At 69.9% G+C, this 23,376-nt stretch carries 16 protein-coding genes and 1 pseudogene; 9 read left to right on the top strand and 8 right to left on the bottom strand.

Annotated elements, in window-relative coordinates; all coding sequences use genetic code 11:
- Positions 1-4 precede the first annotated feature (4 nt).
- The 5 genes from RVR_RS19430 (at position 5) to RVR_RS19410 (ending at position 7,478) form a co-directional block, all read left to right on the top strand.
- Entirely contained in the window at positions 5-2,911 is a 2,907-nt protein-coding gene (locus tag RVR_RS19430; RefSeq protein ID WP_202235059.1) for a pPIWI_RE module domain-containing protein, read from the top strand.
- The gene (locus tag RVR_RS19425; RefSeq protein ID WP_202235058.1) at positions 2,911-4,332 is read left to right on the top strand and encodes a hypothetical protein; all 1,422 of its coding nucleotides are present in this window, start codon (positions 2,911-2,913) and stop codon (positions 4,330-4,332) included. The genes RVR_RS19430 and RVR_RS19425 overlap by 1 nt, the downstream gene beginning before the upstream one ends.
- 1,173 nt (positions 4,333-5,505) lie before the next feature.
- Positions 5,506-5,784 carry a type II toxin-antitoxin system Phd/YefM family antitoxin gene (locus RVR_RS19420; RefSeq protein ID WP_202235057.1) on the top strand — a complete coding sequence of 93 codons (279 nt, stop codon included), beginning with the start codon at positions 5,506-5,508 and terminating at the stop codon, positions 5,782-5,784.
- Entirely contained in the window at positions 5,777-6,181 is a 405-nt protein-coding gene (locus RVR_RS19415; protein ID WP_202235056.1) for a type II toxin-antitoxin system VapC family toxin, read from the top strand. Before RVR_RS19420 ends, RVR_RS19415 begins: the two co-directional genes overlap by 8 nt.
- Before the next feature lie 361 nt (positions 6,182-6,542).
- Positions 6,543-7,478, top strand: a complete 936-nt coding sequence (locus RVR_RS19410; RefSeq protein ID WP_202235055.1) for an aldo/keto reductase — start codon at positions 6,543-6,545, stop codon at positions 7,476-7,478.
- A 137-nt stretch (positions 7,479-7,615) separates the two neighbouring features.
- On the opposite strand, the gene RVR_RS19405 is transcribed toward RVR_RS19410, so the two are convergent.
- The 4 genes from RVR_RS19405 to RVR_RS19390 all read right to left on the bottom strand — a co-directional run bounded on the left by RVR_RS19405 (position 7,616) and on the right by RVR_RS19390 (position 13,176).
- Positions 7,616-9,208: a penicillin-binding transpeptidase domain-containing protein gene (locus RVR_RS19405; protein WP_237404854.1), complete on the bottom strand. Its 1,593-nt coding sequence runs from the start codon at positions 9,206-9,208 to the stop codon at positions 7,616-7,618.
- Positions 9,209-9,483: 275 nt separating this feature from the next.
- Positions 9,484-10,932 carry a hypothetical protein gene (locus RVR_RS19400; protein ID WP_202235053.1) on the bottom strand — a complete coding sequence of 483 codons (1,449 nt, stop codon included), beginning with the start codon at positions 10,930-10,932 and terminating at the stop codon, positions 9,484-9,486.
- Positions 10,933-11,215: 283 nt separating this feature from the next.
- On the bottom strand, positions 11,216-11,938 hold the full coding sequence (locus RVR_RS19395; RefSeq protein ID WP_202235052.1) for a hypothetical protein: 723 nt from the start codon (positions 11,936-11,938) through the stop codon (positions 11,216-11,218).
- 92 nt (positions 11,939-12,030) lie between these two features.
- Entirely contained in the window at positions 12,031-13,176 is a 1,146-nt protein-coding gene (locus RVR_RS19390) for a Fic family protein (RefSeq protein ID WP_202235051.1), read from the bottom strand.
- Positions 13,177-13,296: 120 nt separating this feature from the next.
- Here RVR_RS19390 and RVR_RS19385 point away from each other — a divergent pair, with 120 nt between their 5' ends.
- Together RVR_RS19385 and RVR_RS19380 are read left to right on the top strand one after the other, a co-directional pair.
- Positions 13,297-13,455, top strand: coding sequence for a hypothetical protein (locus RVR_RS19385; RefSeq protein ID WP_202235050.1), 159 nt, complete (start codon positions 13,297-13,299; stop codon positions 13,453-13,455).
- Positions 13,445-13,869: pseudogene (locus tag RVR_RS19380) on the top strand (PIN domain-containing protein). The gene RVR_RS19385 and the pseudogene RVR_RS19380 overlap by 11 nt, the downstream one beginning before the upstream one ends.
- A gap of 110 nt (positions 13,870-13,979) precedes the next feature.
- Here RVR_RS19380 and RVR_RS19375 read toward each other — a convergent pair.
- The 3 genes from RVR_RS19375 to RVR_RS19365 all read right to left on the bottom strand — a co-directional run bounded on the left by RVR_RS19375 (position 13,980) and on the right by RVR_RS19365 (position 18,133).
- Complete coding sequence (locus RVR_RS19375; protein ID WP_202235049.1) at positions 13,980-14,528, bottom strand: hypothetical protein; 549 nt, start codon at positions 14,526-14,528, stop codon at positions 13,980-13,982.
- A gap of 179 nt (positions 14,529-14,707) precedes the next feature.
- A complete protein-coding gene (locus RVR_RS19370) occupies positions 14,708-16,471 on the bottom strand; it encodes a thiamine pyrophosphate-dependent enzyme (protein WP_202235048.1) in 1,764 nt (587 codons plus the stop codon).
- 81 nt (positions 16,472-16,552) lie between these two features.
- Positions 16,553-18,133: an FMN-binding glutamate synthase family protein gene (locus RVR_RS19365; protein ID WP_202235047.1), complete on the bottom strand. Its 1,581-nt coding sequence runs from the start codon at positions 18,131-18,133 to the stop codon at positions 16,553-16,555.
- A gap of 357 nt (positions 18,134-18,490) precedes the next feature.
- Here RVR_RS19365 and RVR_RS19360 point away from each other — a divergent pair, with 357 nt between their 5' ends.
- Entirely contained in the window at positions 18,491-20,749 is a 2,259-nt protein-coding gene (locus RVR_RS19360; protein ID WP_237404852.1) for an AAA family ATPase, read from the top strand.
- A 31-nt stretch (positions 20,750-20,780) separates the two neighbouring features.
- Positions 20,781-22,037, top strand: coding sequence for a 5-methylcytosine restriction system specificity protein McrC (locus RVR_RS19355; protein WP_202235045.1), 1,257 nt, complete (start codon positions 20,781-20,783; stop codon positions 22,035-22,037).
- 38 nt (positions 22,038-22,075) lie between these two features.
- On the opposite strand, the gene RVR_RS19350 is transcribed toward RVR_RS19355, so the two are convergent.
- A complete protein-coding gene (locus tag RVR_RS19350) occupies positions 22,076-23,017 on the bottom strand; it encodes an ADP-ribosylglycohydrolase family protein (protein WP_202235044.1) in 942 nt (313 codons plus the stop codon).
- Between the last annotated feature and the right edge of the window lie 359 nt (positions 23,018-23,376).

The raw sequence follows: 23,376 nt of genomic DNA, 5'->3' as shown, positions 1-23,376 counted from the left end.
TTCCGTGATCCGCTACGACACCATCCGGCTCGCCGGCTACGCTCCCGCTCCCGGGGCCGAGTGGACCGTCCCCTACTACACGCTTCCCTTCCCGCAGTACCACCGCAAGCTCCTCCTGGACCTCTACCGCCTCGGGCTCAAACGCCCGGACGACTGCCGCGGCGTGCCGGTCAAGCGCCTCAACGGGCTCCTCCAGGCGCTTGCCCCCGAGGTGGTCTCGGTGGCGAAGTGGCTCGACGTTTCGCGTGACGAGCCGTGGCTGTACGCCCGCAGGCCGGTACCCCAGGACGTCCTCTCCACACTTGTGCACACCTGGGTCCGTGACTTGCGGCCGGAGCCAGAACACCGGCAGGCGGTCCGCAAGGTGCTGAACGAGCTGCGTCTCGGCGAACTTCCCTGGGGGCGAAGCGAGATCCCGATGTTCGCCCGATCCTCGACACGGGGCGGCACGGCGGAGCCGGACGAACGGCTCTATCAACTGCTGCCCGACGCACTGGCCGAACTGGCCCTGGGCCTCGAGCCGTTCCGCTACTCGGGCGGCACTCTGACCTTCCGGGGCGTAGCCCGACGCCCCAATGATCGGGGCGCCGAGCTGCTGTCCTGGCCGCCCGACATCCACCAGGACCGCGACGGACGAACGTGGTGGTTCTCAGCGCTGTTGACGCTGTCCCTCCAGACGGTTCCGTTCTCCCCGGATTTCCGGGTCCATCTGCGCTGCGGCGTCAGGCGATGGGCGACCCGGACCGGAAAGAACGGCCTGTACTTCCCACCCCGTCGATCTGCGTCCGTCTACCTGCTGGCCGACGCGCCGTGGATCGCTGACATTCCCGAGAGCTGGGCCTCCGCTCGCTTCTCCGTGGGACGCCTCAGCTACGACCGTGAGCTCCGCGCCCGCCGCTGGGAGGCTGGCGGTCCCGACGGGATGCTCTCCCGGCTGCGGCTCCGACAGGCCCTGCCGGAACCGGAGGATCTCAGCAGCCGGCCGGCCCACTGGCTCACCGGTGCAGGCGGCGTCACAGCCGCGGTGGTGCACAGCACGATGATGGGGTCCCACGGTGTGAGGGGCGGACTGATGCCCGGTGACCGGGTTCCTCTTACGAAGTGGTTCGAAAACGCACTGCCCGAGGGGCTGGTACGCGTGCCTGACCAGGTGCGGGCCGACCGCTATCTGAAAGCGCGGCGGCGTGCCAGGGAACGCGACGAGGAGACCTCTGAACCCGACGTACGAGAAACCGCCGCGCACCGCCGGGAGATGGCGGAACTGCTGAGGGGCGGACCCCTGCGCGTGGAGTTCCTCTGGCTGAGCGAACCCATCCGGGACGCGGGTGTGAAAGCGCTCGCCACCATGCTCGGCCTCGAAGGGGAACCGGTGCGGCAGCCGGCGGATATGAGCGATGGGGAGACCCTTTCGTGGCGCACTTCCGAGCTGAGGGTGGAGCTGCGGCTGGCACGGATCGGCGAGCTCGCCGACAACCTCGGCCTGCCCGAAGCCGACCGCTGGAAGACAAGCGCACTGCACGCCGCCATCGGAAACCGCCGCGACCGGGTCGTGCAGCAGCTGCCCGGAGCGGCCACGGACGGCCGCGCGACTCTGGCCCTGGTGGAGATCCACCATCGGGATGCCTACGAGCCACGCTCCGCCGACCCCAAGTTCGCCCTGCGCCTGGGTTTTCGGGACGCCGGACGGGTGACCCAGTTCGTAGTGAACCCCCGCAAGGCCAAGGTCAAGCCCTCGGAGGTGGAGAAGGCAAGGGCGAAGAAACTGGAGGCGTGCTGGACGGACGGCTTCCGTCAGCTCGGGCACCGCGCTGTCCCGGACCACGGCCTCGGCCCGATCATCCCCGCAGATACGCAGTACGCGGCCCTGTGGCTGGTCAAGCGTCGCCGGGACGGCCCGACCCGCCGGGCGGACCTGGTGCCGATCGCCATCCGCATCCGTCCCGGCGAGGCCGCCCCGACGCGGATCACCGGGTGGGACAGCAGGACCGGTGAGTGGGTCCCGTACTCGGCGCTCCTGATGCGCCTGGCCGAATCAGCCGAGCTGCCGACGGTGGACGACCCGAGCGACCTCGCCGCGGAGCAGCAGGAGACGGGCGTGGCCGACACGGAGGACGCAGAGGAGTCGGAGGATGCAGAGGACGGTGACGGATCGGAACAGGGCCGGGATCGGGAAGGCCGGACCGAACAGCACAGGAGGGCGGTGGCGGACGCCGTCCAGGAGATCCTGTTCAGCCTGCGGGACCGTCCGACCCTGCTGCTAGCCCACGCGCAGAACGCCCGCCAACTGTGGCCCTGGCTGCAGAACGGCCGCATCGAGCGGGACATGATCCAGCTGCACGGCAGGCGACAGCAACGGCTCGACCTCCAGGGGCCCCGACTCCGGCTGATCCGGGTCCGCGACAATGCCGGCACCGAGACCCCCCAGTGGTGGGGCCACGGGGAGCGGACCACGGACGACGGCAAGGAGGAAGAGCTCTTCGGCATCGCCACCGGGCTCTGGAAACCGCCAGGATGCTGTCCGCTGAACCGGGTGTTCGGCAGCACCGACGGAAAGGCGGGGCCGGGCACGAATCTGTCTGTCATGGCATCGCGTTGGGCTCTGCGGGCCTACGCCAGGAACGGCAGGACGGGCACCACGATCGACACCGACAAGCTGGCATGGAACCCCGGCCTGCTGGAGATCACCGTCGCCGGATGCCAGTCCGACGACGATCCCGAACTGTGGGCGGCCCTCACCCACCGGCTGCGACAGTCGCCCCGCCGGGCACCCATGCTCGCGCTGCCGCTCCCGCTCCATCTGGCCCGCAAGGCGGCTGAGTACGTGCTGCCCACCACCCAGGACCAGTTGACAGAACCGGAAGAAGACGACGCAGCCGTGCAGCTCAGCTTCGACCTCGGAGTGATCGCTTGATGAGCAGTCCTGACCTCTACGACATGTGGGCCGACGCACATGTCTCGTACTCCTCACCTGTGGGGCCGGGCGTCGCCGGCCGCTCCGACCCACTCGCCGAACAGACGGAGGCGTGGCGCATCCGCCTGACCCAGGAAGCGCCGAACGGCGGCCTACTGGCCGACAACGCCATGTTCGAGGCATTGCGCGGCGGAGACACCCTGCACCTGCTCCATGTCACCTCGTCCTTCGATCGCATCGCACAGAACGGCACGCTCCGGCCCTCGGGCGGCTGCCTTGTGGGAAGCCTCTACTGCGCACCGCTCACGCTCACGCCTGACGGCCTCCGCATGCACAACCTTGCCGAGTACGTTCTCACCACGGAAGTGCCCGCCTCCGTGGCACGTTCCTCTCTTCCCGGCCGGCCCACGACTCCGTTGGTCCTGGAGGTCACTGTGCCGCGCCGGGGCCACCGCGGTCTGACCGGTATCGACTACCTCAGACTGGGGTCCATCCACCTGCGCAACTACCGGGACCTGGAAAATCTCCTCGGCCCGAAGGAACGCTGCGAACTCCGCGAAGCCGTGGTGAGCCGGGTCAGGAACTCGACGGACTTCCTGAGCCTGGCGACTTCAATCGCACTCAACCCGGACCCGACGGAGCATGCGGCATTCCCCCGTCTCCTCTCCGAGACCATCCCCAGGATCCCGGTCCTGGGCTATGTCTACTTCGAGGCGCTGTCGGAATACCTCATGCTCTACTCGCGTTCACATCACACTCGGCAACTCGCGGGACTCGGAGAATTCAACAACTGGCTCTACAAGAGAGTGCTCTTCGAGGGATTCCCCGGCACGGCGGGCCACTTCGACCTGGCCCGGTTCCGCCCCAGCTTCGCACTGCTGGAACAACTCCTCGGCCAGATCGACCCGACTATCGATTCAGCCCACGCACGAGCTCACCTCACGACGCGCATCAGCTACCTGGTCGCCACCCGCTTCCTCGGGCCGGCGTGGAGCATCGACCATTGGCACCGCGCTCGATGGGACTTCGACCACGCTGCCGAGTCCTTCGGTCCGCTTCTTGGCCACCTCATCCACCGTGAGCTGCGCCGCTTTCGACGGTATCCGGACTTCTACCACTTCTTCGACGAATATAAAGCAGTTCAGGCATGGAACTACTGGAACCACATGGACATCTCACTTCCCTTCAACGGGACGATGCCCAAGGGCGAAATCGGCATCAACCCCGCTTATCCCGATTTGGGTTACCGCGTCTGGAGGGCGGAACTCGGTGATGATGGCCTGCTCCATCCCGTGGAGGAGGTCGCTCTACGGCTGACGCCACGCCTGATCGACACGAGGCACACCCTGATGCGCGACAGACGGACGTCAGGCGATGATTCCTCGAGAGGAGACCAACAACTGGCTGACACAGTGCTCTGACGAAACGGCTGGGCCACTTCTATGCCGGCCCTACCCGCTGGACCTACAGCTCCACCACATCCGCCTCCGCATCTCGCAGGCACGCTGCCTCTCTCTCGACAGCGCTCGACACGCCCGCTTTCTCCCAAGACGGACGCGCTGGCCGCCCTGTCGTCCGCCGAAGTCAACTGGCCCGACGGCGAGACCCGGCGGCCAGCTGATCGTCGGCGTCATCGACCTCGCCGCCGACGGGCGCCTGGCGTCGGGTTCGGGCCTGACACCCACGGAACGAATGACCGGTCGGTCACCGAACGCTCGCTTCCTCGTTGCCACCCACACCGACCCGGACGGCATCCGCCATCACCATCCTCGACGTGGCCGGCGACCCCCTGTCAAGGAGTTCTCGGAGCGGGACACCTCGCGGGTGCGGGGAGCAGTCTCACTGACCCACGAGTTCCCAGGGAACCGACCCGCTTGGGATCAGCTCCCAAAGAAGCGATAGAAAGGGCACGTCATCCGCGAAGCCGCCCGCCGCGTTCCCAACAAAACACAGCATGGGCCCCACATGGAACGCTGGACTGGAGGCTGACCCCAGACGGCCGCACCCTCTATAGGCATTACTCCGCACCACTTCCGCACCAGATCCAGTGGTACGCCGCGGACAGCCACGGCCCGACGCAGACACGCGGGCGTGAGCCGCCGGACAGCGCGCGAGCTGCCTGAGCAGCGGGTACGCGTGCCAAGCACCTGTGATTCCCAAGCTCAGAGCGCGGGTTAGATTCCCGTCATCCGCTCCATTGATAAGCCCCAGGCCAAAGACCTGGGGCTTAATTCATTCGAGGCTCGATTACCTCCGCACCAATTCCCGGTGAAAGAAATTCCAACGCCTCCTCCTGCCGGAGTGCGGCAGCTCCGCCATCCAAATGTCTCCACGCCGCCGGCTGGAACGTCCGAGCCGCACGGGCGCGCAGGGGCGGTCAGGTGGCTTTGGGCCGCAAGCGCCCCGGCATTACCAACGTTCGCTCCGGGTCTTTGGCGCGTTCGCGAAGTTGGAAAGTCGGCCTCCTCCTAGTCATGGACCCAACTTCGGACCTCGGCCACGGCAGCCACCGGCGGTCACAGCCCCCGTTTGCCCACCGACACCACCTCAACGGCTCGTAGCACCGTGAGACACGACGGGCTACACTCGGGGTCATGAAGACCATCACCCAGCGCGAGTTCCGCAACAGATCCGCAGCCGTCATGGACGCCGTCGAAGCCGGCGAGACGTACCTCATCACCCGCAACGGCACCGAGGTCGCAGAGCTGCGGCCCCTGCACCGCAGGCGCCGTCTGAGCGCCGAAGAACTGGTGGAACGGCACCGCAGGCTGCCGCGCGTCGACGCCACCCGCATGCGGCAGGAAGCGGACGAGTTCTTCGGGACCGAAGACCGCGCCGGCGACGACGACCCCTGGCAGCGCAGCCATGGCTGACCGCCACCCGGCCGGGGTGCTCGACACCTGCACGTACATCGATCTGGACGTGCTCGACCCGGCCGACCTACCAGCAGTACCCGAACTCACCGCCATCACGATGGCCGAGTTGCAGCAAGGGGTCGTCATGGCCAAGGACGCTGCCGTCCGAGCCGCCCGCATGGAAAAACTGGGCGCAGCAGTCGCCGATTTCGACCCCCTCCCCTTCAACGGGGACGCAGCCGCCCGCTACGGCACCCTCGTAGCGCTTGCCGTCGCCGCGGGCCGCCATCCACGCCCCCGGAGGATGGATCTCATGATCGCCGCCATCGCCTCCGTCCAGGGCCTTCCCCTCTTCACCCGCAGCGCCGCCGACTTCAAGGGGCTGGACGGCTCCCTGACCGTCGTCGCCGTCTGACGGACCCGCCCCACGCGGTCCGCACCACATCCGCACCACTCACAGCAGTACATAACGATCGACCTCAGCCAGCGCTGGAGGCTACGGCGATACCCGCTGGTCGGCCGGAAACCGCGCTGACCAGCACCTGCTTTCACGTCGGGGCCTTGTCGTGGCCATCCGGGCTTCGGGATCGGGTTCGCGTGTGACGGTGCCGCCCGGGGCCCGGGCGAACTACCCTGCGTGCCGCTCGGTTCGGACACGGTGCGGCCGGGCGCGAAGGTGCTCGGCGACGTCGACGGCGGCCTCGCAGGCCTCGGGCCCGACCGCCGTGCGGCTCCGCTTGTACTGTGCAGACCCGCACATCGGAAAGGAACCCGCCGTGAAGTCCTTCATCATGCCTGGTACCGACATCCTCGCTCCGAACATCGTGCTCGGTCTGATGCGTATCGCCGGAAAGACCGACGAGGAGATCCGCGAACTCGTGCGCACCGCACGCGACGCGGGGGTCGACTTCGTCGACCACGCCGACATCTACGGCGGCGAGCTGCACGCCTGTGAGCGCCGCTTCGCCGACGCGATGGCGCTGAGTCCGTCACAGCGCGACGAGATCACGATCCAGACCAAGGCGGGAATCGTGACGGACGGCCCGTACTACGACTTCTCCTACGAGCACATCGTCGAGTCGGTCGAGGGCTCACTCGCGGCCCTGCGCACCGACCGCATCGACATCCTGCTGCTGCACCGCCCCGACGCGCTCGTCGAGCCCGAGGAGGTTGCCCGCGCCTTCGACGTGCTCGAGTCCTCCGGCAAGGTGCGCGCCTTCGGTGTCTCGAACCACACTCCCCACCAGATCGACCTGCTCCGCAGGTTCGTGCGTCAGCCCCTCGTGGCCAACCAGCTCCAGCTCTCGATCACGCACGCGCCGATCGTCGCTCAGGGGATCGCCGCGAACATGCTCGCGGAGCAGCAGGCGGCCACCCTTGATGGCGGCGGGATCGTCGACTACTGCCGTCTGCACGACATCACCGTCCAGGCGTGGTCCCCCTTCCAGGCCGGCTTCTTCACCGGCGCCTTCCTCGGTTCGCCGGACTATCCCGAGCTCAACGCGGTCATCGACCGGCTCGCCTCCCAGTACGACGTCCCCGCCATCGCCATCGCGACTGCCTGGATCACCCGCCACCCCGCCCAGATGCAGGTAGTGCTCGGCACCACCAGCCCGGAGCGCGTCGCGGGCGCCGCCCAGGGCTCCGAGCTCCGGCTCACCAGGGCCGAGTGGTACGAACTGTTCCGTGCCGGCGGCCACCTCGTTCCCTGAATCCGAAGGGGGCGGGCCCGTACCCGCCCCCCCTTCCGGGGGGCTCGTACCCGCCCCCCTTCCGGGGGCTCTCGCCGCCGGTGGGTCAGGCGTGCGGCCTCGGACGGGCGCCGGTCGTCGACGCCCACCGGGGTGTTTCAGGAGGCGAGCAGGATGTCGCGCGCTATGTAGCCGGCGGAGTCGGCTCCGGAGGTTCCGCCGATCACCAGTGCACCGACGGCGACATGGCTGTCACTGTTGTAGGCGGCGAACCAGCCGTTGGTGCTGTCGGCGTTCTGGCCGACCTCGGAGGTGCCGGTCTTGGCGCCGCCGTCGATCCCGGCCATCCGTGCCGCCGCGGTGCCGCCGGGGCCGGCCGCGGCGGTCATGAGCTGCCGGACGTCCGCCGCGGTGGCGGGGGAGATCTGCCGCGCGGCGGGCCGCTGCGCCTGGTGGGGAAGGATGACGGGCTGACGGTAGTGGCTGTCGGCTATGGTCGCCGCCACCGAGGCGATGGCCAGCGGGTTCATCAGGTCCTTGCCCTGGCCGATGAGGTCGGCGGCCTGCGTGGCGTTGTCCGGCGGGGAGTCGGGGATCGAGCCGTCCTGGACGAACACGCCCCCGCCGATCGACCAGTTGGTGCCGATACCGAAGACGTTCTTGGCCTCGTCGGCGAGGTCGCCCGGCTGCATCTTGTAGCCGACGTGGATGAAGGCGGTGTTGCAGGAGATCGCGAAGGCCCGCTCCAGGTCCGCGTCGGGCGCGGTCTCGCCGTCCTCGTTGTGGAAGACGGTGCCCCCGGCGGTGATGGACTTCGTGCAGGTGGCCGGAGAGGACGGGCTCATGCCGAGCTTGTCGATGACGGCGGCCGCCGTGACCATCTTCATCGTGGAGCCGGGCGCGGCGGCCCCCGTGAAGGCGGTGTTGCCGCTGGCGCCGTCGTAGGCCACGGCCCTGATCTGGCCGGTCGTGTAGTCCAGTGCAACCACCGAGGACTTGGGGTGCGCCTTCACCGCCTTCTCGGCGGCGGCCTCGAGCTTCGGGTCGATCGTCGTGGTGATGGTGCCCGACGTGCCCTTGGTGAAGGTCGTCGCGGCACCGACCGACTGTCCCTTGCCGTCGATGACGGCCACACCGGTCGCCGGCGTTCCGCCGGTGCCCGGGCCGCTCTTGCCGATCGCGGCGATGACGTCGCTCAGCGACGGGTAGGCGCTCGCGGTGAGTTCGGTGGTCCCGTCCTCGGCGATCACCCGGGCCACGGAGGTCTTCGAGGGGACGGTACCGGCCCGCAGCGTCTGGCCGTCCGTGAGCTTGGGATACAGCACGGCGTTCGCCCAGTGCACGGCCCGGGCGCCGTTGGAGCTCCGAAGGACGTCGAGGCTGTCATCGTAGGACCACGTGCCGCCCTTGACGTGGGCGGTGACGGTGAAGGTGAGGCGGGTGCCGTTCGGTGAGCCTTCCGTGGGTCCGGAGACCGTCGGCGTGGTCATGGTGACCGCGGTCAGCCCGAGACCGCTGCGGTATCCCCGCATGGCCGCGACGGCCGCGGTCGGAGCGTCCGTGCCGTTCGCGGCGTCCTGGTACCGGGTCGCCCCCGCGGACCAGCTCGCGAGGAACGCCTGCGCGGTCTTCAGCGCGTCGCTGTCACTCGGCGGGGACGACGCGGGCGACGACGCGTCGTATGCCGCGGGTCCGCTCCCGCCGTGCACGGCCTTGTACGTCCCGAGTCCCCCCAGAGCCAGAACCCCCACGCAACCAAGGGTGAGAGCGACTTTCACGGGTCTGTTCACAGCAGCAGGTTCCCCTCGTCTTCATCTGCGGTCGGATCCCGTCTCGCCTGATCCGGCATGGGACTTTATCTCCGCCCGGCGAACCGTGGACGCCGGCACCGGGGCGCCGGGGGATCGCCGGGCACGCGGCCCGAAACCTCCGGCTCAGGGGCCCCGGATGCCCCACGGGTGACGGTGGGTCGCGTGGAGTGTCAGCCGCCGGTCAGGGTGGGGGTCAGTGCCAGGTGGTGTGCTGGTCAGTGCCAGGTGGTCTGGTGGTCGCGGTGGGTCGGAAGGTAGGCGCCGGGGGTGAAGTGGTGGTCGTAGAAGTCCACGTCGAGGTGCTGGGCCTGGAGGTAGTTGAGGATGTGCACGGTGGGGACGGTGCCCGGCAGCTTGCCGAAGGTCTCGTCGATGTAGCGCACCTCGGCGGTCAGGAGGCGGACGAAGCGTGCGTCGTACGGGGCCGCCGAGGAGCGTACGCGGCGGGTGTCGCGCCACGGGCCGGGTGTGTCGGGGTGGAACGGGCCGCCGGGGCCGAACTTCCGCTCGGTGAAGCGTTGCACCGCCTCGGCGGCGTCCCGGACGTGGGGGCGCGCCAAGGTCTCGAAGACGCCGGCCAGGCCCGTCGGGTTGGGCAGGGCCCACCTGTCGTCGTGCTCGACGTGGAAGCCCAGTCCGGGGACGGCCGGGTCGCCGGACGCGCCGAGCACCGAGAGGCGGTCGATCCCGTCGAAGGTCCAGCCGCCGAGGCCGAGGGCACCGAGCAGCAGGTGGCCGTTGTAGACGCCGGTGATGAGCTCCGCGCTGGCCTCGGCCAGGGTGTACTGCTCCACGAAGGAGAGCGGTACGGGGTCCCCGGCATGGCGCAGCGACGGGTCGTCCGCGCCGGGGAGCGGCCGCCCGTTGACGTCGTCGTACACGCCGTAGCCGTTCTGCAGGAAGAACGCGAGGTTGGCGATGAGGTGCTGGGCGAGGTCCGCGACGGGGATGACCAGCAGCGAGCCGGGGTGGTTGGCGATCCAGGTGTTGTGCCCCTCGACGTAGGGCTCCTCGCGTGGCAGCCACAGCCGTTCGGGCGAGAGCCTGCGGTAGCGGGCCGTGGTGGCGTTCAACCACCGGTCCACGTCGAGCCGGTCGCCTTCGGCGCCGTACGGTCCGTCGTCCGGTCCGTCGTCCGGTCCCTCGGCCGATCCCTCGACCGGCGCCGCACCGACCGGGACCTCGCCGGCGGGCGCCGCGTCACGGCTGGAGAGGAAGTAGGTGCCGGAGTCGTCCGTGAAGAAGAACTCGGTGGTGTGGAAGCCCGCGGCGGAGGGGAAGGTGCGGCCGCCGGCCGAGCCGGGGTAGTTGGGGAGGGCCGGCGCGTAGCCGGGGTGGTGGGAGATCCCGAAGTTCCATCCGGTCACGCCCGTGACGACGGCCAGGACGAGGGCCCGCTCCACCTCGCTGAGCGGCTGCACCGGCCTGCTGCTGGTGAAGGCCAGTTCGCCCGCCGGGATGCTGCCTCCGACCGGGAAGCGGCGCGAGCGGCGGCCGTTGACCGCTGCGACCAGGGGGAAGCGCAGCAGGGCGCCGATCGCGGCGCGCTCCTGCCCGGAGAGGCGGAGGGGGTTACCGGACATGCCGGACGGGGCGGACGGAGCGGGGGTGCCGGAGGTGTCGCGGGTGCCGGGGGCGCCAGGGGTTCCGGAGGTGTCGGGCACAGCAGGGTCTCCCTTGGTGTGGGGGGGCGGGACACGTTGTCGCGTCCAGCGTCCCCGGACCGCGGGCGCGGACCGCGTAAGCCGCAGCCCCGGTGCGTCGGTTCCACGATCGGCCGGCACGGTCGGTTCGGGCCGGCCCGGCGCCCGGCCGAGCCCGAACGGACGGCCCCGGCCCCGGCCCCGGCCCCGGCGACATGCCCGGCGCCGCGCTGCACAGCCGGGCGGGAGTGGTCCAGCCGATGAGGTCGGACGGAGCACGGGGCGAGCAGCCGCTCCTGGCCGGTCAGATCGCCAGCCCGTAACCCGTGGACCCGTCGAGCAGCCGACCGAACCGTTCCGGCTGTGCCAGCGCGATACGTTCGGCTTCTTCGCGCAGCGGCGCGGCCTCGGGTGGGTAGTGAGCGGCGGCCAGGGGAAAGGCGGTGTGCAACCGTCGGCGCAGGCCGTCGTCGTCGCAGTCGACGAAGGCCCTCATGGACGCCAGCCAGAGCTCGGGCCACAGGTCGGCGACAGCGTCGTTGTCCGTCTGCTCGGGCTGCGCCCGGAGGCGTCGCAGCTTCGCCCTCGCGTCAGCTACCGACATGACGCCGTCCCTCACCGAGACGAACAACTCCTCCCATCCAGGGACACTCGGCCCTTTCGGGACCCAGTAGGCCGCTTTCGAGGCGTTCGCCCGTTGAGGCCACCCCCCTTGGCCGACGGCGTCGATGATGTACCGCAGGACCGGCCGCCGTCCCAGTGCCGTGACGAGCGGGAAGACCAACTGGTTGGTCACATTGCCATCCAGCGGAAGAAGCGCGAGAAGTTCGGCTCGGTGACGGCGCACGAGGTGCAGATCTCGGCGCAGCACCCGGCTCAGCGCGAGCCGGTTGCCCTCCACGAGTTCCCAGCGCTGCCGCGCCGGCTCAAGGCCCAGAAGCGGGCCCCCGAGCCGAACGGTCTCCTCCGGCGCCAGGTGATCCATGAGCGCCTCAAGCCGTTGGGGCAGCTCCATATCGGCTGTCACGTGATCCCTCCCAGTGCCACGGGCTCCCGGACCGGCGCACCGCATCGCAGCCCCCGCGCGGCAACTTCGAGTGGAGCACACTCCGCGGGCGGCTAGGAAGCGTACGGATTGCGTATCACATGGCGGCGCTGCGCGGCTTCGAGAACGGTCCGCGGGAAGCGGTCACCGGCCACGTAGTGACGGCCTTTGGTCTGGCCGACGGCGGCAAGGACGCCCGACCTGACGAGGGCCTGCATGTCCCTCGTGGCCTGCTGCGAGTTCAGCCCCTCGCTCTTCTCATAGCGGGAACGGCGCACGCGTCCGGCTATGGCCACTTCGTGCAGGGCCGCCACCTGGCGATCGCTGACGCCGAGGCCCGCGGCGTGCTCGTCGAGCAGGAGCCAGACGTCGGTGGAACGCTCCACACGGTGCCGCACGCGCTGCGCCTGCTCGTGGTGGGCGCGCAGGCTGAAGGAGATCCACGGCCCCGTGCCGCGTTCCGGGGAGTAGACGGGACCGCCGACTTCGCGGAGCACCCTGTAGTAGTCCCAGGTGTTACCGGGCATGCCGAGCCATTCCTCGACGGAGGAGAACTCCGGTGCGAGCACTCGCTGCCGGGCGATGACGAGCGTTTGAAGGCTGCGGGACATCCGACCGTTGCCGTCGACCCACGGATGGATCTTCACCAGGTTGAGGTGCGCCATGGCGGCTCTGATCAGAGGGTGCGCGTCAAGGTCGCCTTCGTTGAGCCAGTCGACCAGCTCGCCGGTGAGAACCGGCAGTCGCTCGTCGCCGGGGCCCTCGTACTCGACACTGAGTGGATCACCTGCGGCACTGATGAAGATGGGTTTGCGACGCCACTGACCCGCCGGCCTGTCGCGGGTGTGGTGGTGTCCCTGCAGCATCCAGTGCAGAGCGTTGAGGAGTCCCTTGCTGTAGGAGAAGTCCTCCACGTCGTACAGGGACTGGAGATAGGTCATCATCTGCTGGTAGGCGAGGGTCTCCGCCTTGTCGACTTCGCTGGCGTTGATGCCCTCCCGCTCACCATCCATGAGGTCGGCGACATCACGCGCATCGACCTGGAAGCCTTCGATGGTGTTGGATGCGGCGATCGCCGAGGCCGTCAGAGCGCGACGTAGGTCCTGGGTCCACTTCGCAGGTGCCTGGCGCACCGCATGACTCAGTTCGGAGTGCATGGCGGTGATCTCTCCGAGAACCGTCTCGTCGACGGGGGTCAGGCGTGGTGTCGCATACAACATGAGGCAATGATACCCAGAAACTATCATTACCCCTCTCCATCGGCCTCCACTCACCCGACGGAGAAGCCCGACGGCCCCCATGCGCGGCACGTGGTGCTACCGGGTGCTACGGTGCGGCTCGTGCCGGCACAACCCGAGATCACGCAGCGTGACCTGCGCAGCCGGTCCAAGGAGTTCGCCGCGATGTCCCGCACAGCGTCGGGTGTCTCCCTCGAAGCCTTCCGGGCCGACCAGGACGCCACCGCCGAGCAGGGGACGGACGACCCCTGTGCCCGCTGAGTACGCCCAGGGCCTGCTCGCCACCGGCATCGTCGTCCTGTGCAAGTGGATCGACCCCGCGGAGCTCCCCGCCGAGGTCGCGATCACCGCCATCACCCTGGCCGAACGCGGTCGGCGCCTCGACATCCTCCAAAGGGCCGAAAACGAGTTCGACCCCATCCCCTTCGACACCGAGGCCGCCCGCATCTACGGAAGGGTCTGCGCCGCCGTGATCGGCGCCGGACGCAAACCGCGCCGCCGGGTCACCAGGTCGCCGGGTCGCCGGGTCGCCGGGTCGCCGACCTCATGATCGCCGCCATCGCCATCACCGAGGAACTCCCCCTCTTCACCACCACCCCCGACGACTACACGGGGCTCGACGGCCTTCTCGCCGTCGTGCCCGTCACCCGGCCCGCCGTCCTCCACGACCGGTAGGCGGCGAGGTGGGGCTTTCGCTGCACGGCGGGTGAACGGCGGGTGCGGCAGGTCGGGACCTGCCGCAGGTCGTCGTACGGCGCCTTGGGGGCAGGCGTCCGCCGCGTCGGTCAGACGTACGCTCCGGGCTGGGCCTGCGGTGCCGGGGCGGTTTCCTCCCGGCGGGCGCGGGCGAGCAGGCGCTGTCCGCGGAGGACGATGGTGCCCAGCCGGACCACGACCTCGCCGAAGGCCATCAGGATGAGGGCCACGACCCATGCCTGGGCGCTGGTGATGTCGTGGGCGGAGGAGAAGTGGGCGACGTGGGCGGCGCCGGAGGCGTGCGAGGACCACACGGCGAAGCCGAGGCGGAAGCCCATGCTGGCCACCCACAGGGCGGCCGCGCCGACGGAGGCGCGGACCCGTACCTGGCCGTCGGCGAGCCGGACGCGGGTGAGCAGGCCGCCGAAGAGGCCGAAGACGACGCCCGCGGCGGCGAACAGGCCCGCCAGCAGCAGGTCGTTGCCGGCGGTGGGGACGGGGTGCAGGTAGTTGACCGCCGCCCAGCCGATGATGGCCAGCGGCAGCAGCACGGTCCGCGCGGTCAGCCGCTCCTCGCGCATCTGGCGGAAGACGATGAGCACGAGGACGATGTCGATGATCCAGTCGGTGGTGGTCATGGCATCGAGCATCCGCTCCGGCGGCCCTCGTTCCCTCAACCCACGGGTGGAACCCGGGTGGACATCGCGTCTCCACCCCCGCCTGCACCCCAGGCGGCGGGCGGCGCACGGAAGCCGGCGGGCAGCAGGCGGCAAGCGGCAAGCGGCAAGCAACGAGCCGCGGGCGAAAGTCGGTTCGCTCAACCCGCCGCCGAGTCGTCACCGTGGCTCCGGACGATCTCCTTCATCTTGGCCACGGCGAACCCCCAGCCCTGTTGGACCGTGGGCTTGGCGGGGACCGCGATCTCGTCGGGGTTGGTGAGGACGTCGAGGAGGACAGGGCCCGGGGTCGCCAGCGCGGTGCGGACGGCGTCGTCGAGTGCGGCGGGGTCGGTGACGCGGATGCCGGTGAGGCCGAGGGCCGTCGCGACGGCGGCGAAGTCGGGGTTGTCCAGCACCGTGCCGAACTCCGGGAGGCCCGACTGCTCCTGCTCCAGTTTGACCATGCCCAGCCGGCGGTTGTCGAAGACGACCAGCGTGACCGGCAGGTCGTACGTCTTGAGGGTCATCAGGTCGCCGAGCAGCATGCTCAGGCCGCCGTCGCCGCAGAACGCCACCACCTGGCGGTCCCGGTCCAGCATCTGCGCGCCCAGCGCGTGCGGCATGGCGTTGGCCATGGAGCCGAGGTTGTACGAGCCGAGCAGCCGGCGGTCGCCGCGCATCTCGACGAAGCGGGACAGCCAGACGGTCGCCATGCCCGTGTCGGAGGTGAAGACCGCGTCCTCGGCGGCGTGCCGGTCGACCGCGGCGGCCAGTGCCTCGGGGCGGATGCCGTGCTCGCGGTTGTCCAGCGCCGAACGGACCCGGCCGATCAGGCCCTTGTCGTGCTCGGGGGCGGTCAGCCTGGTCTGCCCCTCGCGCCAGGACGCGAAGTGCTCGACCGCCTTCTCCAGGTGCGCTCGGTCACGGCCCTTCCCGCCGTCGCGCGGCGTCGCGGACAGCTCGGCCAGCAGGTCCCGGACGGTCACCCCGACATCCCCGACCAGACCGATCTCGACGGGGACCCGGCGGCCGATGTGGGTCGGCTCCGTGTCGACCTGGACCACGGTCGCGCCCTCGGGGTACCAGTCGCGGTAGGGGAAGTCGGTGCCGAGCAGCAGCAGGGTGTCGGCCTCCTGGAGGCTGGAGGCGGCGGCGGGGTTGCCGATCAGGCCGGTCTGGCCGACCTGGAAGGGGTTGTCGCCCTCGAAGCCCTCCTTGGCCTTCAGCGTCAGGACCATGGGCGCCGCCAGCCGCTCGGCGAGGGAAAGTACCTGGTCACGGGCGGCGCGGGCGCCGCGGCCGACGAGCAGGGTGACGCGCTCGGACCGGTCGAGCAGGGCCGCCGCGGCACGGACCGCGTCGCCGTCCGGCCGGGTCGTGGGCGCGGTGAGCGAGAACCTGGCCGGCCGGTCCGCGTCGAGCTGCCTCTCCCCGATGTCCCCGGGGACGGAGAGCACGGCGACCCCCCTGCGCCCGAGTGCGGTGCGGACCGCGGTCTCCAGCAGCAGCGGCATCTGCTCCGGGGAGGTCACCGTGGCGCGGAAGACCGCGACGTCGCTGAACAGGGCGTCGTTGTCGACCTCCTGGAAGTAGTCGCTGCCCAGTTCGGGCAGCGGCACCTGGCCGGCTATGGCCAACACGGGCGTGCGGCTCTTGGCGGCGTCGTAGAGGCCGTTGAGCAGGTGCACCGAGCCGGGGCCGACCGTCCCCATGCAGACCCCGAGGCTCCCGGTGAGCTGGGACTGCGCGCTCGCGGCGAACGCCGCCGCCTCCTCGTGCCGGCAGCCCACCCACTCGACGCCGTCGGAGGTGCGGATGGCGTCGGTCAACGGGTTCAGGGCGTCGCCGACCACCCCGAAGACCTGGCCCACGCCGAGTTCGGTCAGGGCGTCCACGATGACGCGGGCAACGGTACGGGCCACGGTTCCTCCAGTTCGGGCACAGACGTGGGAATCTCAGGACGTACGGGTCCCAGGACGTACGGGTCCGAGGACGTACGGGTCTCAGACCGTGAAGCGGTCGGGGTCGGCGGCGGACCAGTCGGCGGCCCACGAGGCGGGCGGGTCGAGCAGCAGTTGACCCGGCGACAGCCACTCGTGGAGTTCGTCGTAGGAACGGACCGTGTACGGGTCGATCCGCCGACGCAGCATGTGCGGGCGCAGTTGCGCCGGGTCGGTGACGCCCATGGACGCCATGATCTGGAGCGCGCTGGCGACCGTCGACTCCTGGAGCCGCTGCACGCGGGCGGACTTGTCACCGACGTCCAGGGCGCGGGCACGCCGGGGGTCCTGGGTGGTGACGCCCGTCGGGCAGGTGTTGGTGTGGCAGCGCTGGGCCTGGATGCAGCCGACCGCGAACATCATGGCGCGCGCGGCGTTCCCGTAGTCCGCGCCCTGGACCATGCGCTTGACGAGGTCGCTTCCGGTGGCGATCTTGCCGCTCGCGCCGATCCGCACCCGGTCGCGCAGCCCCGCGCCGACCAGGGCGTTGTGCACGGTGATCAGGCCCTCGGTGAGCGGCGTGCCGACGTGGTCGGCGAACTCCAGCGGCGCCGCGCCGGTGCCGCCCTCGGAGCCGTCGACGATGATGAAGTCCGGGGCGGTGTCCTCCTCGACCATCGCCTTGCAGACCGCCAGGAACTGGCTCCGCGAGCCGACGCACAGCTTGAAGCCCGCCGGCTTTCCGCCCGACAGCTCCCGCATCCGGGCGACGAACCGCACCAGTTCGCGGGGCGTGCTGAACACCCGGTGGTACGGCGGCGAGACGACGGTCCTCCCCTGCGGGACATCCCGTACCCGGGCGATCTCCGCGTTCACCTTCGCGCCGGGCAGTACCCCGCCGATCCCGGGCTTGGCACCCTGGGACAGCTTCAACGAGACGCACTTGACGCTGTCGTGCGCGGCCTTGTCCGCGAACTCCCCGGGGTCGAAGTCGCCGTCGGCGGTGCGGCAGCCGAAGTAGCCGGTGCCGATCTCCCAGACGATGTCGCCGCCGTGCCGCAGGTGGTATTCCGACAGCCCGCCCTCACCGGTGTCGTGCGCGAAGCCGCCGCCGGCGGCGCCCTTGTTCAGGGCCAGGATCGCCTGCGTGGACAGCGAGCCGAAGCTCATGGCGGACACGTTGAGCAGCGCCATGTCGTACGGCTTGGCGCAGTCCGGGCCGCCGATCCGCACGCGGGGCGCCTCGTCGGGCACCGGCCGGGGGGCCATCGACGGCACGAGGAACTCGTGGCCCGCGCGGTAGACGTCGCGCTCGGTGCCGTACGGTTCCTCGGCGTCGGTGCCCTTGGCGCGCTCGTAGACGATGCTGCGGGTGTCGCGGTCGAACGGGCGACCGTCGAAGTTGCGCTCGACGAAGTACTGCTGGAGCTCCGGGCGGATGCCCTCCCGCAGGAAGCGGGCGTGGCCGATCACGGGGTAGTTGCGCAGCACCGAGTGGCGCCGTTGCAGCAGGTCGTACGCGCCCAGCAGGCCGAGGAGGGCGAGGAGCACCGCGGCCGGCCACCACCAGGCCGAGGCGGTGAGGGCCGCGAGGACCGTCGCGGCAGCCAGCAGGAGGGTCAGGGCCACGGCACCGAATCTCATCACCCCGGCCGCCTAACCGGCGAACGCGGCTCCACACCGCGCACCGCGTCAAGCGTTGGTCATGGCCGCCATGGCCGCCATGGCCGAGCATCCCGCCACCCGGGCCGGCCGCATGGAGAAACCGGGCGCTGCCGTCGCCGATTTCGAGGGCTTGGGCGGCTCCCTGACCGTCGTGGCCATCCGGCCGGACCGCCCCCGCCGCAGCCGCACCCCTGTGGGGCGGGGCCCGCACCCGGCGGGCGGCATCGGCCACGCGTCCTCGGTACGCGGCTCACCTGCGGGTCGCCGGCGGAGACAGGCCGCTTCGTTACACCGATGCCAGTGCCCCGGTCCGGCCGGATGCCGAAGAATGAGCCTATGGGTGATGCTGGGAAGTTCCGGGAAGAACTCGCCGCGCAGATTGCGCAGTTCGACCGGCAACGAGCGCAACGGGTCGCCGCCCTGGCGGAGGAGGAGCGTCAGCGGGTGCTGACCCTGTTCCCCCTGTCGGGCTGGCGGGACCTGGAACTGGAGCGGTACGCCTTGGGGCCCGACGGGCGCCGGAGCGGACTCTCCTTCTGCCGGCTGATGGAGTACGGCACCGACAACTTCGGCAGCATCCGCGGCGGCAGTGCGGCCAAGCACATCGTCTACCAGCACCGGTCGGGTCAGTGGCGAGTCGTGCCCAGTGCACTGCGCGGTCTGGAGGTGGAGGCCGCCTGGGCCGCGGTGCGTTCCGAGTTCGTGACGGCCTTCGATGCGTCGAGCCGGGGGGCGTACGAGCTACTGGACGACCTGGAGTCGCTGTCGTACGGCCAGGCACTGACCACCAAGGCACTGGCGGTCTACTTCCCAGGTGAGTTCCTGCCCGTCTTCTCCGCCGCGCACGTCCGTCACTTCGCCGCGTTGCTCGGCGGCAGGCCACGTGGGTACTCCTCCGGTGTGCGTACGTGGCGGGCGAACCGTGAGCTCCTCCATCTCCTGCGGGAACAGGAGGAGTTCACCGGATGGAGCCCCCATGAGGTGATTGACTTCCTGTACGCCTTCCACGATCCGCGTCCGCAGGACCGAGTGGTCTGGAAGATCGCCCCCGGGGAACGAGCGAGCCTCTGGGAGGACTGTCTCCAGCACCGCCGCATCCGGATCGGGTGGGACGAGGTCGGCAGTCTGGGGCAGTACGAGAGCGACCTGGAACTCAAGGCCGCGTTGGACCAGCAGTGGCCGCGCAGCACTGGTGGAAACCTGCGTCTCGCACGGCAGATGCTCGCCTTCCGCGACCTGGAACGTGGCGATCTCATCGTCGCCAACCGAGGGAAGTCAGAGGTACTGGCCGTAGGCACCGTCGTGGGCGGTTACGCCTACGAATCCGGCGAGCAGGCTCACCGCCACACCGTGGGCGTCGACTGGGACACCTCCTACTCCCAGAGCTTCGATACGCCCCGGCACGCCTGGCAGCAGACGCTCGCCAGGGTGCCTGCTTCCCTGATGCGGGAGATCCGGCAGGGGCGGGGTCGACGAGTCGCCGCTGAAGCCCCCGGTCCGGCAGGTGCGGCCGAGGGGGTCGAGGAGCCCGGTGTCCTTGAGGGGAGCGCGGCGGAGGGGACCGTGCCGCCTGATGACGAGCTTCCCGATGACGTGCGGAACGTACGGGATCTGCTGGAACACAAGGGGCAGGTCGTACTCCAGGGACCGCCCGGCACCGGAAAGACCCGGCTGGCGCTCAACGTCGCCCTGGCCCTGGCGGGACGCGCGGACGTGATCGAGGCCAGCTCGACAGAACGGGCCGCTGTTCTGGCGCAACTGTCCGCGGTGCCCGAGAACGCGGGCGTCCCTGAGGAGGAGCGGGCCGCGCGGCTCACGATGGTCACCTTCCACCCGTCCTACGGGTACGAGGACTTCATCGAGGGGTTCAGGCCGGACACGGCGGCGAAAGGGGCCGGCCTCCATCTGAAGATGAAGAACGGGGTGTTCCTGCGGGTCTGCGCGGCTGCCAGGAAGCTCCCGGAGCAGGTGTTCCTGCTGGTCGTGGACGAGATCAACCGAGGCGATCTGCCGCGTATTCTCGGCGAGTTGATCACCCTGCTGGAACTCGACAAGCGGGAATCCGTCTCCATCACCCTGCCGACCAGCGGGCGTCAGCAGACCGTACCGCCGAACGTCCGCATCATCGGCACCATGAACTCCGCGGACCGCAGCGTGAGTCACATCGACTCGGCGATCCGGCGCAGATTCGCGTTCCTCGACGTGCCGCCGGACCTGGACGCTCTGGACGGCGAGGTGGAAGGGCTGGGGCTGGCCGCCTTGCTGGAGGGTCTGAACGAGCGGCTCGACACTCATTTCGGCCCGGATCATCTGCTGGGCCAGGCGTACCTCCTCGCCGACGACCGTCCGCTCGCCACGGTCGAGCAACTCTCCCACGCCTTCCACCACGAGATCGTGCCGCTCGTGGCGGACTACTGCCTCGGTCGCCCCGAACTGCTGCGGGCCGTACTGGGAGAGTTGGTGGACGACAAGACGGGCCGGGTCGTGCAGACCAATCCGCAGGACCTCCCGGGGATCCTTGCGAAGGTCTTCGTCACCGCCGGGGTCACCGACGAGGACGACGTACCGGCCGAGCCCGAGTGGGACGGGGAGTAGCCAGGTGCCACGGACCCCTGCCAGGAGGGACGTGACGCTCGACGAGTACGCATCGTGCAGAGTTCCGACGTCCGATCTGAGCTCCGAAGATCTCCACAGACTCCGTTCCCTCAAGTCCGTCGGTGTGGTGGAGAAGCAGGGCCACTACGTCCTCACCGCACGGACGGTCACCGGGGTCATGGAGCTCAGCCGCATTCGGCTGGTGCTCCGCCCCAAGTTCCCGATCGCGGGGAACCGGCTGATCGACTGGCTCTCGTACGCCAACGGACAGAACGGCACCGTCGACGAGGAACTGCGCAACTGGTCTCTCGGCAAGGACGGTTACGCGGCGCTGGTACCCGCCGCCCTGCTGTACGAGTGCCGCCTGCTGTTGCGTCGCGGCCTGCGCCGGGACTACGTACGCCGACAGCGTGTGGACACCGCGCTGCGGGGTCGGCTGAACGTGGAGGCACAGGCCACCAGGTGCTTCGGCGCGGTCGACCGACTGCACGTCAGGACCTTCGAGTACGAGGACGGAGGCTGGGAGAACCTGGTGTGCGGCGCAGCCCTCGCCACCGCAGCCGGACGCGTGAGCTCGCCGCTTCTGAAGCACCAACTTGCCTCCACAGCAATGGACTTCCCGAACTCCCCTCGGCTCGCCGACGCACTGTCGCTGCTCGCCCGCGCCCAGTACTCCGCGCCCAACGCCCACTACCGGCCTGCCCACGCATGGGCACGCATGGTGCTCGGCGGAGGCGGTCCCAACGATCTGCTGGATCCCTACGGCTTCGGAGCACAGGGGCTGCTCCTCAAGCTGGACGGGCTCTGGGAGAGCGTGGTCCAGCGGATGGCGGCAGAGGCCGCGGCTGCGGTCGGTGGCCGGCTGGCCGAAGACGAGACCGACCGCATCCGGACACACGGGAGGCATGGGAGCGGCACGCCGTACTTCCGACCCGACGTCCTGTTGTCCTTCGCTCCGCCCGGGGCATCGTCCGCGACCTACCTTGCCGTGGACGCGAAATACAAGAACTACGCGAAAAGGAATGTCTCCCGCGAGGACCGGCATCAACTCCTGACCTACATCGCCGGCTATACCGACCCAGCGAATCCACTTGCCCTGGTGGTCCACCCCGACCCTCAAGGACCGTCCAGCCACCGGTTGGAATTCCAGGGACCACGCGGGCTGGTGGGCCGCATTCTGGTGCTCGGTCTGGACACCCGCTCCGATCCGAGGACGGCGGCCGAACCGCTACGGACGGAGATCGCCGCCTTCGCCGCGTCCGCGGCCACGGGCCGACCACCGACGTGAGCAGGTGAGCAGGTCAGCCGGGCCGCTGCCCACCGTGGTCACCTTCGCGCGCTCTCGGCCAGGCGGACGGCCAAGGCCGAGAGGTCGGAGACGCGGAGTACCCGTCCGCCGGAGCCGGGCAACGGGACGTGCAGGGACGTGGTCCATCGGCCGGGGAGGGACCCCGCTCCGTGGACCGCGCCGGCCAGGGCGCCGGTGACGGCGCCTACGGTGTCGGTGTCGCCGCCCAGATCGATCGCGGCGCGTACCGCTTCCTCGTAGGAGCCGGTGGTCCGCACCGCCCAGACGGCTGAACCGAGGCAGGGCCAGACGGCTCCGTTGAACTCCGTCGCCTGCTCAGGCCGCCAGCCCGGGGCCAGTACGGTCGCGTACCGCTCGCGGTGGCCGGGATCAACCACGGCCAGCGCGTCGGGGACGGCCTCCACCGGATCGGCGCCCTCCAGCGCGATGCGCAGCAGGTCGTGGAAGATCGCGGTGCCCTCCCACGCGGCGGGGTCCCCGTGGGTGAGCGCGGCCAGACGCCGCCCGGCCTCCACGGTGGCGGTACGGCCGCGTCCCGCGAAGTAGACCCCGGACGTGGCCGCCCGCATCAACGCACCGTTACCGGCGGCACGGTGATGGGTCCGGAAGTGCTCGTCGGCCGCGCGGTCCCAGGGCAGGCCGTTGGTCAGGACGTCCTCGGTCTGCAGCCCGATGTCCTTCGGGTCGGCCGCAGCCCACCTCCGGAACCGAGCGAACACGTCCGGCAGATCCAACCCGCCCCGCTCCACCAGCGACTCACCCACGCACACCGCCATCTGCGTGTCGTCCGTCGCCTCGCCGGGCTCCCAACCGCCGCCCCCGCACATCTCCCCACCGCAGCCCGGCTCGGGAAACCGCGCGGAGAACACCCCCGCCGCTCCGAACTCGAACGGCGCTCCCAGCGCGTCCCCCACCGCCGACCCGACCACCGCCCCGACCGCACGCTCCACCCGATCCATCCCCGCAGCATAGGAGCGAGGGGCACAAGCTGGGCTCGGGGGATGGGGCGGGTTTGCTCGGGGCGCACCGGGGGGCGGGAAACTCTTTGCCGGGGTCGGTGGCCCATCATGAAAGATGGTGAACTGTGCGGAATTTACGCCCCCCGAGAGCCGCCCACCCGATTCGGCCAAAGTAATTATGCAACTTTGTTGAAGGGTTGACCGGCCCTACTCGCCGCCCCTACATATTGGTCTTGACCAATCCGCTCGACTGGTCGGGACGACTCCGTTCCCCCCACCGTGCGACGCGTCGCCCTGCCGTTCCCACGGACGAGCGGGGTTGCCGCGACGCGAGAGCGCCTCTCCCCTCCTGGAGGATT

Source organism: Streptomyces sp. SN-593, assembly GCF_016756395.1.
Taxonomy (GTDB): domain Bacteria; phylum Actinomycetota; class Actinomycetes; order Streptomycetales; family Streptomycetaceae; genus Actinacidiphila; species Actinacidiphila reveromycinica.
The sequence above is the reverse complement of the archived record's forward strand: the minus strand, read 5'-3'. Positions and strand labels throughout refer to the sequence as shown.

Coding starts and splice junctions, on each gene's coding strand:
- RVR_RS19360 (WP_237404852.1), top strand. CDS start 18,491: ATGGGTGATGCTGGGAAGTTCCGGGAAGAACTCGCCGCGCAGATTGCG.
- RVR_RS19415 (WP_202235056.1), top strand. CDS start 5,777: ATGGCTGACCGCCACCCGGCCGGGGTGCTCGACACCTGCACGTACATC.
- RVR_RS19425 (WP_202235058.1), top strand. CDS start 2,911: ATGAGCAGTCCTGACCTCTACGACATGTGGGCCGACGCACATGTCTCG.
- RVR_RS19420 (WP_202235057.1), top strand. CDS start 5,506: ATGAAGACCATCACCCAGCGCGAGTTCCGCAACAGATCCGCAGCCGTC.
- RVR_RS19375 (WP_202235049.1), bottom strand. CDS start 14,528: ATGACCACCACCGACTGGATCATCGACATCGTCCTCGTGCTCATCGTC.
- RVR_RS19390 (WP_202235051.1), bottom strand. CDS start 13,176: ATGTTGTATGCGACACCACGCCTGACCCCCGTCGACGAGACGGTTCTC.
- RVR_RS19365 (WP_202235047.1), bottom strand. CDS start 18,133: ATGAGATTCGGTGCCGTGGCCCTGACCCTCCTGCTGGCTGCCGCGACG.
- RVR_RS19350 (WP_202235044.1), bottom strand. CDS start 23,017: ATGGATCGGGTGGAGCGTGCGGTCGGGGCGGTGGTCGGGTCGGCGGTG.